The sequence below is a fragment of the Pseudomonas sp. S2_A05 genome (assembly GCF_054668485.1).
This window is the reverse complement of record NZ_CP162775.1, coordinates 1-14,555: the sequence shown is the minus strand read 5'-3', so window position 1 is coordinate 14,555 and position 14,555 is coordinate 1. Positions and strand designations below refer to the sequence as shown.

Genomic DNA, 14,555 nt, shown 5'->3' with positions numbered 1-14,555 from the left:
TCGACCCTTATACGGCCATCAGGTCTTTTTCTTTCTCGTCCGTGGCCTTGGTGATCTGGGCCTCGGATTCTTTGGTCAGCTTATCGATATCAGCGATGGCACGACGTTCTTCGTCTTCGCTGATTTCCTTGTCCTTGACCAGTTTCTTCAGCTCGCCCAAGGCATCACGACGGATGTTGCGCACAGCAACGCGCGCGTCTTCCGCTGCGCTGCGCGCCTGCTTGGTGAAACCTTTGCGCGTTTCCTCGGTGAGGGCCGGCATCGGGATCAGCAGCAACTCGCCCAGGTTGGTCGGGTTGAGGTTCAGCCCAGCGCTCTGGATCGCCTTGTCGACGGCAGCGAGCATGTTGCGCTCGAAGGCCACGACCTGCAGGGTGCGCGAATCTTTCACGGTGACGTTGGCAACGCCGCTCAGCGGAGTGTCAGTGCCGTAGTAAGGCACCATGACGCTGCCGAGGATGCTCGGGTGAGCCTTGCCGGTACGAATCTGGCCGAACGCGTGGTTCAGAGATTCCAGGGATTTCTGCATACGCGCTTGGGCGTCTTTCTTGATTTCGTTGATCATTGTTGGCCTTCCTCGATCAAAGTCCCTTCAGCGCCGCCGTGCACGATGTTCAGCAGGGCGCCGGGCTTGTTCATGTTGAATACGCGCAGCGGCATCTTGTGATCGCGGCACAGGCAGATGGCAGTCAGATCCATTACGCCCAGCTTGCGATCCAGTACTTCATCATAAGTCAGATGATCGAACTTCTCGGCATGCGGGTCTTTGAACGGGTCTGCGGTGTACACGCCATCAACCTTGGTGGCCTTGAGCACAACGTCGGCGTCGATTTCGATTGCACGCAGGCAGGCTGCCGAATCCGTGGTGAAGAACGGATTGCCGGTACCGGCCGCGAAGATCACGACGTCTTTGGAGTTCAGGTGGCGCATGGCTTTGCGGCGATCGTAATGATCGGTCACACCGACCATGGAGATGGCGGACATGACGATGGCCGAGATATTGGCACGTTCCAGCGCATCGCGCATGGCCAAGGCGTTCATCACAGTGGCCAGCATGCCCATGTGGTCGCCCGTGACCCGATCCATCCCGGCCTTGCTCAGGGCTTCGCCACGGAACAGGTTGCCACCGCCGATGACCAGACCGACCTGGACGCCGATGCCGACCAGCTGGCCGACTTCCAGCGCCATGCGATCCAGTACCTTCGGATCGATCCCGAACTCTTCCGAGCCCATCAGGGCCTCGCCGCTAAGCTTGAGTAGAATGCGTTTATAGCGAGCCTGATAACCACTGCCCTGCTGAGCCATTGCGAATCTCTCCTGCGGCGTATTTAAAATTCTTTGCGAGCTGTTTACAGCTGGCGTTCACTCTAGCTTGGCGCTGCTGCAGCGCCATCGGAACATGGCTTTGTAAGTCAGTTCCGGGTGGAAACCAAATAAAAAATTGGTACCCCATCTGAAAAGAGGCTGCGCGCGTTAGCGGGCAGCCTCTTTCGGGCGACAGTTGAAAAACCGTCTTATTGCTTGGCGGCAGCCAGCTGGGCAGCAACTTCTTCAGCGAAGTTGTCGACCGGCTTCTCGATGCCTTCGCCTACTTTGAAGTAAGTGAAGGAAACGATTTCAGCGCCGGCTTTCTTGGCCAGCTCGCCAACCTTGACTTCAGGGTTCTTGACGAACGCCTGCTCGACCAGGCTCGCTTCTGCCAGGAACTTGCTGATACGGCCTTTGACCATGTTCTCAACAATGTTTTCTGGCTTGCCTTTGATCTTTTCTTCGTTCAGCTGCAGGAACACAGCTTTCTCACGCTCGATCGCTTCGTCGGAGACTTGCGAAGGCAGCAGGAACTCAGGGTTGCTTGCAGCAACGTGCATAGCGATGTCTTTGGCCAGCTCGACGTCACCGCCTTTCAGGACAACAGCAACACCGATCTTGTTACCGTGCAGGTAGGTGCCGACAACGTCACCTTCTACGCGTACCAGACGACGGATGTTGACGTTCTCGCCGACTTTGGCAACCAGCGCTTCACGAGCCGTTTCCTGAGCGGCGATCAGCGGAGCTGCGTCGGTCAGTTTTTCGTCGAAAGCTTTTTCTACGCTGGCAGCAACGAAGTTCTTGAAATCGTCTTGCAGGGCCAGGAAGTCGGTCTGCGAGTTGACTTCCAGCAGCACGGCTGCCTTGTCATTCGATTTGATGGCGATTGCGCCTTCAGCGGCAACGTTGCCAGCTTTTTTCGCAGCCTTGATGGCGCCCGAAGCACGCATGTCATCAATGGCTTTTTCGATGTCGCCGTCAGCCTTTTCCAGGGCTTTCTTGCAATCCATCATGCCTTCGCCGGTACGCTCGCGCAGTTCTTTGACCAACGCTGCAGTAATTGCTGCCATTTTCAAATTCCTCTTGGATAGGTTTTCAACCATTCCACCCGATCGAACGGGCGTTCAATTCTTCCCGAACCACCCATGTTGGCTGCCGCACATGACAAATACAGACGTGGGCGCCGACAAATGGTTTTCGAGGTGGCAAAAAGGGGGCCAAGCCCCCTTTTTGCTTACTGAGTCAACGCCAGGGGCGTCGATTACTCAGCTGCAGCCTGAGTTTCTTCAGCTGCGAATTCAACAGTACCGCCAGCAACGTTGTTGCGACCGCGGATAACTGCGTCAGCCATCGAACCCATGTACAGCTGGATAGCGCGGATGGCGTCATCGTTGCCTGGGATGATGTAGTCAACGCCTTCCGGGCTGCTGTTGGTATCGACAACACCGATGACCGGGATGCCCAGCTTGTTGGCTTCGGTGATCGCGATGCGCTCGTGGTCAACGTCGATCACGAACAGTGCGTCTGGCAGACCGCCCATGTCCTTGATGCCGCCCAGCGAACGATCCAGCTTCTCAAGATCACGGGAGCGCATCAGCGCTTCTTTCTTGGTCAGCTTGGCGAAAGTACCGTCTTCGGCTTGAACTTCAAGGTCACGCAGACGCTTGATGGAAGCACGAATGGTCTTGAAGTTGGTCAGCATGCCGCCCAGCCAGCGGTGATCGACGTACGGCGAACCGCAACGTGCTGCTTCTTCAGCAACGATCTTGCCAGCGGAACGCTTGGTGCCGACGAACAGAATCTTGTTTTTGCCCTGGGCCAGACGCTCTACGAAAGTCAGAGCTTCGTTGAACATTGGCAGGGTTTTTTCAAGGTTGATGATGTGAATCTTGTTACGCGCGCCGAAAATGTACTTACCCATTTTCGGATTCCAGTAACGGGTTTGGTGACCGAAGTGCACACCGGCCTTCAGCATATCGCGCATGTTGACTTGGGACATGATAGTTCCTTGATAAGTCGGGTTTGGCCTCCACGTATCCCAATGACCAACCAGAGGCATAAAGCCCAAGGCACCCAGGTCATCGTGTCGACACGTGTGTGGATTTAAGCTTTTCGGGGCATCCCCGGAAAGCGGCGCATTTTATACCACAGGGTGCGCAGAAACGGAACCCGGAATCTGTATTCGCACCAGTGACATGGGCGCAGCCCCCTTGGAATCGGCTCGATGGGCACCATTGTATAGATAGAAGCTGGACATGCAGGCGCGGATTTGCGCCTCCCGTCTGGTAGAATCGCGTTTTTCAGGGTCGCAAAATGTACGCTTGCCACCCAATTCGTATCCGTAAGCGCCGCCGAGCGCAGAGAGAGCCTGTATGACCGTCAACCTCAAAACCCCCGAGGACATCGCTGGCATGCGTGTCGCCGGCAAACTGGCCGCCGATGTGCTGGAAATGATTGCCGAACATGTCAAACCGGGCGTGACCACTGATCAGCTCAACCAGATCTGCCATGACTACATCGTCAACGTGCAGCAGGCCATCCCTGCCCCGCTCAACTACAAGGGCTACCCGAAGTCGATCTGCACTTCGATCAACCATGTGGTCTGCCACGGCATCCCGAACGACAAACCGCTGAAAAACGGCGACACCCTGAACATCGACGTCACGGTGATCAAGGACGGCTACCACGGCGATACCAGCCGCATGTTCCACGTCGGCGAAGTGCCGGTCTGGGCCGAGCGCCTGTCGCAGGTCACCCAGGAATGCATGTACAAGGCCATCGAGATCGTCAAGCCCGGCTGCCGCCTCGGCGACATCGGTGAAGTGATCCAGAAGCACGCGGAAAAGAACGGTTTCTCGGTGGTGCGCGAGTTCTGCGGCCACGGCATCGGCAAGGTCTTCCACGAAGAGCCGCAGATCCTGCACTACGGTCGCGCCGGCACCGGCATGGAACTGAAGGCTGGCATGACCTTCACCATCGAGCCGATGATCAACCAGGGCAAGGCCGACACCAAGGTGCTCGGCGACGGCTGGACCGCGATCACCAAGGACCGCAAGCTGTCGGCACAGTGGGAACACACCCTGCTGGTCACCGACACCGGCTACGAGATTTTCACTTTGCGCAGCGATGACACCATCCCGCGTATCTCGGCCTGACACCCAGAACGCTCCCAGCCTATAGAAGGAAAGCCAATCGATGCCGCAGGTGGATCCCGAACTCTTCGACCGCGGCCAGTTCCAGGCTGAACTGGCCCTTAAAGCGAGTCCGATCGCGGCGTTCAAGAAGGCGATCCGCCAGGCTCGCGAGGTCCTTGACACGCGTTTTCGCAATGGCCGCGACATCCGCCGGCTGATCGAAGACCGCGCCTGGTTTGTCGACAATATCCTGCAAAAGGCCTGGGAGCAGTTCAACTGGAGCGAAGACGCCGACATCGCCCTTGTGGCAGTGGGCGGCTACGGTCGCGGCGAGCTGCATCCCTATTCCGACATTGATCTGCTGATCCTGCTCGACAGTGCCGACCACGAAGTTTTCCGCGATTCCATCGAGCGTTTTCTGACGCTGTTGTGGGACATCGGTCTGGAAGTCGGCCAGAGCGTGCGCTCGGTCGACGAATGCGCAGAAGAGGCCCGCGCCGATCTGACCGTCGTCACCAACCTGATGGAAAGCCGCACCATCTGCGGCCCCGAGCGTTTGCGCCAGCGCATGCTCGACGTCACCAGCACCGCGCACATGTGGCCGGCCAAGGAGTTCTTCCTGGCCAAGCGTGCCGAGCAAAAGGCCCGTCACCACAAATACAACGACACCGAATACAACCTCGAACCCAACGTCAAAGGCTCGCCCGGCGGTCTGCGTGACATCCAGACGATCCTCTGGGTCGCCCGCAGACAGTACGGCACCCTGAACCTGCGCGCCCTCGCCGGCGAAGGCTTTCTGGTCGAAAGCGAAAACGCCCTGCTCGCCTCGTCCCGGGAATTCCTGTGGAAAGTGCGCTACGCCCTGCACATGCTCGCCGGCCGCTCCGAAGACCGCTTGCTGTTCGATCATCAACGCACCATTGCCGGCCTGCTTGGCTTTGAAGGAGACGACGCCAAACAGGCGGTCGAAAACTTCATGCAGCAGTATTTCCGCACCGTGATGAGCATCGCCCAACTGAGCGATCTGATCATCCAGCACTTCGAGGAAGTCATCCTCGCCCCGGAAGACGAAGCGCCGCCGCAACCGATCAATTCGCGCTTCCAGTTGCATGACGGTTACATCGAAGCGCGCAATGACAACGTGTTCCGCCGCACGCCGTTCGCCATGCTGGAGATTTTCGTGCTGATGGCCCAGCAGCCGGAAATCAAAGGCGTGCGCGCCGACACCATTCGTCTGCTGCGCGAACATCGTCATCTGATCGATGACAACTTCCGTAACGATATCCGCAACACCAGCCTGTTCATCGAGCTGTTCAAGTGCAAGATCGGCATCCATCGCAATCTGCGGCGAATGAACCGCTACGGCATTCTCGGCCGTTATCTGCCAGAGTTCGGCTTTATCGTCGGGCAGATGCAGCACGACCTGTTCCACATCTATACGGTCGATGCGCACACGCTGAACTTGATCAAGCACCTGCGCAAACTGCAGTACACCCAGGTCTCGGAGAAATTTCCGCTGGCCGCCAAGCTCATGGCCAAGTTGCCCAAACCTGAGCTGATCTACATGGCCGGCCTGTACCACGACATCGGCAAGGGCCGGCATGGCGATCACTCGGAGATTGGCGCGGTCGATGCCGAGGCGTTCTGCCAGCGCCATCAGTTGCCGGTGTGGGACAGCCGCCTGATCGTCTGGCTGGTGCAGAACCACCTGGTGATGTCCACCACTGCGCAGCGCAAGGATCTGTCCGACCCGCAGGTGATCCACGATTTCGCCCAGGCGGTCGGCGACGAAACGCGCCTCGACTACCTCTACGTGCTGACCGTGGCCGACATCAACGCGACCAATCCGACGCTGTGGAATTCATGGCGCGCCAGCCTGTTGCGCCAGCTCTACACCGAGACCAAACGAGCCCTGCGCCGGGGTCTGGAAAATCCGGTGGATCGCGAAGAGCAGATCCGCCAGACGCAGAGCGCCGCGCTGGACATTCTGGTGCGCGGCGGCACTGACCCGGACGACGTCGAGCAACTGTGGGCGCAATTGGGCGATGACTATTTCCTGCGCCACACCGCCGGCGACGTCGCCTGGCACAGCGATGCGATCCTGCAGCAACCGGTCGATGGCGGGCCTCTGGTGCTGATCAAGGAAACCACCCAGCGCGAGTTCGAGGGCGGCACGCAGATCTTCATTTATGCACCGGACCAGCACGACTTCTTCGCCGTGACCGTGGCGGCGATGGACCAGCTCAACCTGAACATTCACGACGCCCGGGTCATCACCTCGAGCAGCCAGTTCACCCTCGACACCTACATCGTGCTCGACAACGAAGGCGAATCGATCGGCGACAACCCGGCGCGGATCAAGCAGATCCGCGAAGGCCTGACCGAAGCGCTGCGCAACCCGGACGACTACCCAACGATCATCCAGCGCCGTGTGCCGCGCCAGCTCAAACACTTCGCCTTCGCCCCGCAAGTAACGATCCACAACGACGCCCAACGTCCAGTGACCGTGCTGGAGCTGACCGCGCCTGACCGGCCGGGCCTGCTGGCGCGGGTCGGAGGGATTTTCCTCGAGTTCGACCTGTCGCTGCAGAACGCCAAGATTGCGACCCTGGGCGAGCGCGTGGAAGACGTGTTCTTCATCACCGACGCGCACAACCAGCCGCTGTCCGATCCGCTGCTGTGCAGCCGTCTGCAAGATGCGATCGTCGAACAACTGAGCGTCAATCAGGAACCGGATATCAAACTTTCGCGGATCAGTATCTGAATCACCCGTTTATCCCTGTGAATGCAGCCCATGCTTTCCTCCGGTACATACAATCCCCTGTGGCGAGGGGATTTATCCCCGTTCGGCTGCGAAGCAGTCGTAAAACCTGTGTATGCGGACATTCAGTTGAACCGCAGTGATGGTTTTGGGGCCGCTGCGCAGCCCAACGGGGATAAAGCCCCTCGCCACAGAAAGCTCTTGAGCATTTAAAAGAGGCCCCAATGAACAACGCTCTGAACCAGCTCCAGCCGTACCCGTTCGAAAAACTCCGCGCCCTGCTCGGCAGCGTTACGCCGAACCCGGACAAGCGCCCGATCGCCCTGTCGATCGGCGAGCCGAAACACCGTTCGCCGAGTTTTGTCGCCGAAGCGCTGGCGAACAATCTGGATCAGATGGCGGTGTACCCGACTACCCTCGGCATTCCGGCCCTGCGCGAAGCCATCGCCGGCTGGTGCGAGCGTCGTTTTGGCGTGCCGAACGGCTGGATCGATCCGGCGCGAAATGTGCTGCCGGTCAACGGCACCCGTGAAGCGCTGTTCGCCTTCACCCAGACCGTGGTCAATCGTGGTGACGATGCGCTGGTGGTCAGCCCCAACCCGTTCTATCAGATCTACGAAGGCGCGGCGTTCCTCGCCGGGGCCAAGCCGCATTACCTGCCATGCCTGGATGAAAACGGCTTCAACCCGGACTTCGACGCCGTTTCGTCAGACATCTGGCAGCGCTGCCAGATCCTGTTCCTGTGCTCGCCGGGCAACCCGACCGGCGCGCTGATTCCGGTTGAGACCCTGAAGAAGCTGATCGCCCTGGCTGATCAATACGACTTCGTGATTGCCGCCGACGAGTGCTACAGCGAACTGTACTTCGACGAACAGACGCCGCCGCCGGGCCTGCTGAGTGCTTGCGTCGAACTCGGCCGGAATGACTTCAAGCGCTGCGTGGTCTTTCACAGCCTGTCCAAGCGCTCCAACCTGCCAGGCCTGCGTTCAGGCTTCGTTGCCGGCGATGCCGACATCCTCAAGGGTTTCCTGCTCTATCGCACTTACCACGGCTGTGCGATGCCAGTGCAAACCCAACTGGCCAGCGTTGCCGCGTGGAATGACGAAGTGCATGTGCGCGCCAACCGTGCGCTGTATCGCGAGAAGTTCGATGCGGTGCTGAACATCCTCAGCCCGGTGCTGGACGTACAGCGCCCGGACGGCAGCTTCTATCTGTGGCCGAATGTGCAGGGCGATGATGCGGCGTTCTGCCGCGATCTGTTCGAGCAGGAACACGTGACCGTGGTGCCGGGCTCGTATCTCTCACGCGATGTCGATGGCGTCAATCCTGGCGCCGGCCGTGTGCGTATGGCACTGGTTGCGCCGCTGGCGGAATGCGTCGAAGCCGCCGAACGGATTCGTGACTTCATCACCCGCCAGAAGTGATCACAGAGCGCTTGCGGCAGTCCCCTGCTGCAAGCGCTCAACCGGCTATTTGACCTGGCCCAGATTGGCCTCGCTCAAGTCCAGTTCGCCGAGCACTTCTCGCAACACGTCATCACCGATCTGGTGCTGACGACTGAGGCTGTAGAGTTCCAGGCGTTGCGCGCGCAGCGCTTTCAAACGCAGGCGACGCTCAAGCAGATCCATCTGGAATGCCAGCGCCTGAGCCTCGGCAGAATCATTGAACACATCAAGTTGATGGCGATATTCGGACATGATCCGCGCCTTGAGCTCCGCCGCCAGCGCTGCTTGAGCGGCATCCTGTGGGACGACTTCTTCGGTTTCCAGCGAGTGAATCGCCGCTTCGGCCGTCTTGCGCCAGGCGTCGCGCACTTCCTGACGACGCTTGTCGTCGGGACTTTTGTCGATGCCGCGCAGCAGCAAGGGCAGCGCGATACAGGCCGAGATCAGCGACAGCAGAATCACCCCGGCAGCAATGAAGATCAGCAAGTCACGCTCAGGAAAAGCCTCGGCGCCGATCAGCATCGGCACCGACATCACGCCTGCCAGCGTCACCGCCCCGCGCACACCGCCCACCGTCAGCAACCAGCATGAACGCGCCGTCGGCACTTGGGTCAGCTCGCCCTTGCCGCGCAGTCGGCGCAGCAACACCGACAAGCGCCAGATGCTTTGCACCCAGATGAACCGCAGCAGCACCAGCGCGACGAAAATCGCCAGCACATCGAGGCAGCGATAGAACAACGTTGGCCACAGCGTCGGCTCATGGCTGACCACGGCCTTGATGATGTCTGGCAATTGCAGACCAAGCAGCAGGAAGATCAAGCCATTGAACGCAAATTCGAGCAGCGCCCAAACGCTGCGGTTGAGCAGCCGCGTGCTGGTCTGGCGCGGCAGCAGGTCGAGCCAGCTTTGCATCATCCCCGCTGCCACCGCCGAGAGAATGCCCGAAGCGCCCAGACGTTCAGCCAGTACGTAAGCGGCGAACGGCAGCAGCAACATGAACACCACGTGAGTGGCCGGATCGTCCCAGCCCCGGGCGATCATCCACGCGCGCAGGCGCCCGACCAGCCAGCTCAACGCTACACCCACAGCCAGGCCACCGAGCGCCACCGCGACGAAGGTCAGACTGGCATTGGTCAACGAGAACACGCCCGTGACCGCTGCAGCGAGGGCGAATTTGAAGGTCACCAGGCCTGAGGCGTCATTCATCAGCGCCTCGCCCTGAAGGATGTGCATCAGCGGCGTGGGGAGACGGTTCTGCGAAATCGCTGAAACCGCTACGGCGTCTGTCGGTGACAAAACCGCTGCAAGGGCGAAGGCCACCGGCAGCGGAATCGTCGGCAACAGCCAATGAATGAAATAGCCGGCACCGACCACGGTGAACAGAACAAGGCCGACGGCCAGGGTCAGGATCGGTCCGCGCAATTGCCAGAAGGCGCGTTTGGGCATGCGCCAGCCATCGGAAAACAGCAGCGGCGGCAGGAACAGAAACAGGAACAATTCCGGGTCGAGGGCGACGTGCAGCCCCAGGGTCGGCCAGGCGAGCAAGGCACCGGCGGCGATTTGCACCAGCGGCAATGGCAGCGGGATAACCCGCCCGACCAGTCGCGAGACGCTGACCAGCATCAGCAGGATCAGGACGGTGTAAGCAGTTTGCATAAAACGGAAATCTCAGGCGATCGACAGCGTTGAACTGCCATATTAGCGCCTTAGGCTGTGGCTGACCGTTGCACCTATGTCGCACGACCGCAAGCGACACCCTTGTGGGAGCGAGCCTGCTCGCGAAAGCGGTCGTTCAGCACACAGAGATATTGATTGATGTGGCCTCTTCGCGAGCAGGCTCGCTCCCACAGGTTTTACAGCGTTACGACAACCGTGGCCGACGAAACCGTCCGGTCATGGCATAATCCGTCACCATTTTTTTCCAGCACCTGTAAAGGGGGCGATTCCTTGGCCGTTTCAAGTAAAACGTTGCACCTTTTCGGCATCAAAGCCTGCGACACCATGAAAAAGGCGCGCACCTGGCTCGATGAACACGCTGTCAGCTATGACTTTCACGATTACAAGACCGCCGGCATTGACCGTGAGCACCTGACCCAATGGTGCGACGAGCACGGCTGGCAAACCGTGCTGAACCGCGCCGGCACGACCTTTCGCAAACTCGACGACGAACGCAAAGCCGATCTCGACCAAGCGAAAGCCATCGAACTGATGCTCGCGCAACCCTCGATGATCAAGCGCCCGGTGCTCGATCTCGGTGACCGAACCCTGATTGGCTTCAAGCCAGATATCTACGCGGCCGCTCTGAAGTAAGCAGCCCGTCACTCTTTGTAGAGGTATTCACATGTCCAATTCCCTGTTCAGCATCGCCTTTGGTGTCGGCACCCAGAACCGTCAAGGCGCATGGCTGGAAGTGTTCTACGCACAACCACTGCTCAATCCTTCGGCCGAACTGGTCGCAGCGGTCGCGCCGATCCTCGGTTACACCGAAGGCAACCAGGCCATCACCTTCACCACCGCCCAGGCCGCGCAACTGGCTGAAGCCGTGAAAGGCATCGACGCTGTGCAAGGCAAGCTGCTGACTCGCCTGGCTGAAAGCCACAAGCCGTTGGTTGCCACGCTGCTGGCCGAAGACGCGCAACTGACCTCCACGCCTGAGGCCTACCTCAAGCTGCATCTGCTCTCGCACCGTCTGGTCAAGCCGCACGGCGTCAGCCTCGCCGGTATCTTCCCGCTGCTGCCGAACGTGGCGTGGACCAGCCAGGGCGCGATCGACCTGAGCGAACTGGCGGAAATGCAACTCGAAGCGCGTCTGCGCGGCGAACTGCTGGAAGTGTTCTCCGTGGACAAGTTCCCGAAGATGACCGACTACGTGGTACCGGCCGGCGTGCGTATCGCTGATGCCGCACGTCTGCGTCTGGGCGCCTACGTCGGCGAAGGCACCACCGTCATGCACGAAGGTTTCATCAACTTCAACGCCGGCACCGAAGGCCCGGGCATGATCGAAGGCCGCGTTTCCGCTGGCGTATTCGTCGGCAAGGGTTCGGACCTGGGCGGCGGTTGCTCGACCATGGGTACCCTGTCGGGCGGCGGCAACATCGTGATCAAGGTCGGTGAAGGCTGCCTGATCGGCGCCAACGCCGGTATCGGTATTCCATTGGGCGACCGCAACACTGTCGAGTCGGGCCTGTACGTGACCGCCGGCACCAAGGTTGCGCTGCTGGACGAGCACAACAATCTGGTCAAGGTTGTGAAGGCGCGCGAGCTGGCTGGTCAGACTGACCTGCTGTTCCGTCGTAATTCGGAAACCGGTGCTGTGGAATGCAAGACCCACAAATCGGCGATCGAACTGAACGAAGCGCTGCACGCTCACAACTAAGCAGCACATCGACCTCCTGTGGGAGCGAGCCTGCTCGCGAAGCTTTTGGCGTATCCAAGAAACGCCTTCGCGAGCAGGCTCGCTCCCACAAGGTTTGGCGTACACCCCGCCCAATTTCACAGGGCTGAACCCATGATGATCCCCTCCCCGTGGCGCGCCGATTTCCCGGCCATCGCCGCGCTGCAACGGCAAGACCAGACCTATCTGGACAACGCCGCCACCACGCAAAAACCCCGTGCCCTGCTCGACGCACTGACGCATTACTACGCCAACGGCGCGGCCAATGTGCATCGTGCGCAACACCTGCCCGGTGCCCACGCGACACAAGCGTTCGAAGACAGCCGGCGCAAGGTTGGCCAGTGGCTGAATGCCGGTGACAGCGGGCAGATAATTTTCACGCACGGCGCCACCAGTGCCTTGAACCTGCTGGCTTACGGTCTTGAACATTTGTTCGAGCCGGGCGATGAGATTGTCATCAGCGCTCTGGAGCATCACGCCAACCTGTTGCCGTGGCAGCAACTGGCGCAACGCCGCAACCTGAAACTGGTGATCCTGCCGCTGGATGCCGACGGCCTGATCGACCTCGCCGCTGCCGTGCATCTGCTCGGCCCGCGCACGCGTTTGCTGGCGGTCAGTCAGCTGTCCAACGTCCTTGGTGCCTGGCAACCGCTGACCGCTTTGCTCGGCATGGCCAAGGCGCAGAACGCGCTGACGGTAGTCGATGGCGCGCAAGGCGTGGTGCACGGCCGGCATGATGTGCAGGCGCTGGGTTGCGACTTCTATGTGTTTTCCAGCCACAAACTCTACGGCCCTGAGGGACTGGGCCTGCTGTTCGGACGCAACGCTGCGCTGGAGCAATTGCAGCCATGGCAGTTCGGCGGCGAGATGGTGCTGGACGCCAACTATCAGGATTCGCGCTTCCGCCCGGCGCCGTTGGGGTTCGAGGCGGGCACACCGCCAATCGCCAGTGTCATCGGCCTCGGAGCGACCCTCGACTACTTGGCCGGTTTGGATCAGGACGCCGTATCTGCCCATGAAGCGGCGCTGCACGACTATCTGTTGCGCGGCCTCGCCGCCCGCAATGGCATTCGCTTGCTCGGCAAGCCGCAACTGGCGCTGGCCAGTTTTGTCGTCGAAGGCGTGCACAACGCTGATCTGGCGCATCTGCTCACCGAACAAGGCATCGCCGTGCGCGCCGGGCATCACTGCGCCATGCCGCTGATGAAAAGCTTCGAACTGGCTGGCGCGATTCGCGTGTCGCTGGCGCTGTATAACGACTCGGAAGATCTGGAGCGCTTTTTCGAGGCGCTGGATCAGGCGCTGGAGTTGTTGCGATGAGCCTGCCGGTGGAAGCGGCCGAAGCGCTGCAGACGTTTCAGACTGCGGCGGGCTGGGAACAGCGCGCGCGGCTGCTGATGCAGTTTGGCGATCGCTTGCCGGCGCTGGATGACGCGCAAAAGTGCGAGGCCAATCGGGTGCATGGTTGTGAGAGCCAGGTGTGGCTGGTCGGGGATTTGCGCGACGGGCACTGGCAGTTCAAGGCAAGCAGCGATGCGCGGATGATTCGCGGGTTGGTGGCGTTGCTGCTGTTGCGGGTCAATGGCTTGTCGGCGGTGGAGTTGCAGCAGGTGGATCTGCCGCAGTGGTTCAATCAGCTGGGACTGTCGCGGCAGTTGTCGCCTTCGCGCAGTAATGGCCTGAATGCGGTGCTCCAGCGGATGAATGAGTTGGCGCGCTAATCGCCTGCTCGCGAAGAGGCCCTCATTAATACCTTCAGGCTTGAGGCTTGACCCGGTCCGCCGGGCGCCGAACACCAGCGACAATCTTGTCCACAGCCTTGGTCGCTGCGACCATGCCAAATGTCGCGGTAACCATCATCACCGCGCCAAACCCGCCGGCGCAGTCGAGCTTCACGCCGTCGCCGACAAAACTCTTCTGCAGACAAATGCTGCCATCCGGTTTCGGGTAGCGCAGCTGTTCGGTGGAAAACACACACGGCACGCTGTAGTGACGGGTCACGGTGCGGGAGAAGCCGTAGTCCCGGCGCAACGTCGAACGGACTTTCGAGGCCAGCGGATCGTTGAAGGTGCGGTTCAAGTCGCAAACCTGAATCAGCGTCGGGTCGATCTGCCCGCCCGCGCCGCCGGTGGTGATGATCTGGATCTTGCGGCGTTTGCACCAGGCGATCAGCGCCGCTTTGGCGTTCACCGCATCGATGCAGTCGATCACGCAGTCGATGTTCGGCGTGATGTATTCGGCCATGGTGTCGCGGGTGACGAAATCGGCCACGGCGTGCACCGTGCAATCGGGGTTGATCCCGCGCAGGCGCTCGGCCATCACCTCGACCTTGGGTTTGCCGACAGTGCTGTCCAAGGCGTGCAACTGACGGTTGGCATTACTGACGCAGACGTCGTCGAGGTCGAACAACGAAATCTCGCCAACTCCGCAACGGGCCATGGCTTCCGCCGCCCAGGAACCGACGCCACCAACGCCGACGATCGCCACATGGGCGGCGCGCAAGCGTTCCAGCC

At 60.2% G+C, this 14,555-nt stretch carries 13 protein-coding genes; 7 read left to right on the top strand and 6 right to left on the bottom strand.

Translation table 11 applies throughout. The annotated features are described in order from the left end of the window. Nucleotides 1-7: 7 nt before the first annotated feature. The 4 genes from frr to rpsB form a co-directional block, all read right to left on the bottom strand. On the bottom strand, nucleotides 8-565 hold the full coding sequence (gene frr / locus AB4O12_RS00065; protein ID WP_007954771.1) for a ribosome recycling factor: 558 nt from the start codon (nucleotides 563-565) through the stop codon (nucleotides 8-10). Next, on the bottom strand, nucleotides 562-1,305 hold the full coding sequence (pyrH, locus tag AB4O12_RS00060) for a UMP kinase (RefSeq protein WP_003222124.1): 744 nt from the start codon (nucleotides 1,303-1,305) through the stop codon (nucleotides 562-564). Before pyrH ends, frr begins: the two co-directional genes overlap by 4 nt. A gap of 209 nt (nucleotides 1,306-1,514) precedes the next feature. Continuing rightward, nucleotides 1,515-2,378 (bottom strand): translation elongation factor Ts, encoded by an 864-nt coding sequence (gene tsf, locus AB4O12_RS00055; protein ID WP_095180487.1) that lies wholly within the window; start codon nucleotides 2,376-2,378, stop codon nucleotides 1,515-1,517. Between the two features lie 191 nt (nucleotides 2,379-2,569). After that, nucleotides 2,570-3,307 (bottom strand): 30S ribosomal protein S2, encoded by a 738-nt coding sequence (gene rpsB / locus AB4O12_RS00050; protein WP_003222119.1) that lies wholly within the window; start codon nucleotides 3,305-3,307, stop codon nucleotides 2,570-2,572. Nucleotides 3,308-3,680: 373 nt separating this feature from the next. On the opposite strand from rpsB, the gene map reads away from it, so the two are divergent. The 3 genes from map (at nucleotide 3,681) to dapC (ending at nucleotide 8,627) form a co-directional block, all read left to right on the top strand. Beyond that, on the top strand, nucleotides 3,681-4,463 hold the full coding sequence (map, locus tag AB4O12_RS00045; protein WP_024011828.1) for a type I methionyl aminopeptidase: 783 nt from the start codon (nucleotides 3,681-3,683) through the stop codon (nucleotides 4,461-4,463). Nucleotides 4,464-4,503: 40 nt separating this feature from the next. Then, the gene (locus tag AB4O12_RS00040) at nucleotides 4,504-7,206 is read left to right on the top strand and encodes a [protein-PII] uridylyltransferase (protein ID WP_460060040.1); all 2,703 of its coding nucleotides are present in this window, start codon (nucleotides 4,504-4,506) and stop codon (nucleotides 7,204-7,206) included. A 221-nt stretch (nucleotides 7,207-7,427) separates the two neighbouring features. Next, entirely contained in the window at nucleotides 7,428-8,627 is a 1,200-nt protein-coding gene (gene dapC, locus AB4O12_RS00035; RefSeq protein WP_095180485.1) for a succinyldiaminopimelate transaminase, read from the top strand. Between the two features lie 45 nt (nucleotides 8,628-8,672). On the opposite strand, the gene AB4O12_RS00030 is transcribed toward dapC, so the two are convergent. Then, nucleotides 8,673-10,304, bottom strand: a complete 1,632-nt coding sequence (locus tag AB4O12_RS00030; RefSeq protein WP_150636311.1) for a Na+/H+ antiporter — start codon at nucleotides 10,302-10,304, stop codon at nucleotides 8,673-8,675. 345 nt (nucleotides 10,305-10,649) lie between these two features. Between AB4O12_RS00030 and AB4O12_RS00025 the strand changes: the two genes are divergently transcribed. From AB4O12_RS00025 to AB4O12_RS00010, 4 genes are all read left to right on the top strand, one after another. Continuing rightward, entirely contained in the window at nucleotides 10,650-10,958 is a 309-nt protein-coding gene (locus tag AB4O12_RS00025) for an arsenate reductase (protein ID WP_050977860.1), read from the top strand. A gap of 31 nt (nucleotides 10,959-10,989) precedes the next feature. After that, a complete protein-coding gene (gene dapD / locus AB4O12_RS00020; protein ID WP_003222105.1) occupies nucleotides 10,990-12,024 on the top strand; it encodes a 2,3,4,5-tetrahydropyridine-2,6-dicarboxylate N-succinyltransferase in 1,035 nt (344 codons plus the stop codon). A 132-nt stretch (nucleotides 12,025-12,156) separates the two neighbouring features. Next, on the top strand, nucleotides 12,157-13,362 hold the full coding sequence (locus tag AB4O12_RS00015) for an aminotransferase class V-fold PLP-dependent enzyme (RefSeq protein ID WP_460060037.1): 1,206 nt from the start codon (nucleotides 12,157-12,159) through the stop codon (nucleotides 13,360-13,362). Next, nucleotides 13,359-13,763: a SufE family protein gene (locus tag AB4O12_RS00010; protein ID WP_095180483.1), complete on the top strand. Its 405-nt coding sequence runs from the start codon at nucleotides 13,359-13,361 to the stop codon at nucleotides 13,761-13,763. Before AB4O12_RS00015 ends, AB4O12_RS00010 begins: the two co-directional genes overlap by 4 nt. A gap of 34 nt (nucleotides 13,764-13,797) precedes the next feature. Here the strand turns inward: AB4O12_RS00010 and tcdA are convergent, their stop codons facing one another. Beyond that, complete coding sequence (gene tcdA, locus AB4O12_RS00005) at nucleotides 13,798-14,553, bottom strand: tRNA cyclic N6-threonylcarbamoyladenosine(37) synthase TcdA (RefSeq protein WP_460060034.1); 756 nt, start codon at nucleotides 14,551-14,553, stop codon at nucleotides 13,798-13,800. Nucleotides 14,554-14,555 lie beyond the last annotated feature (2 nt).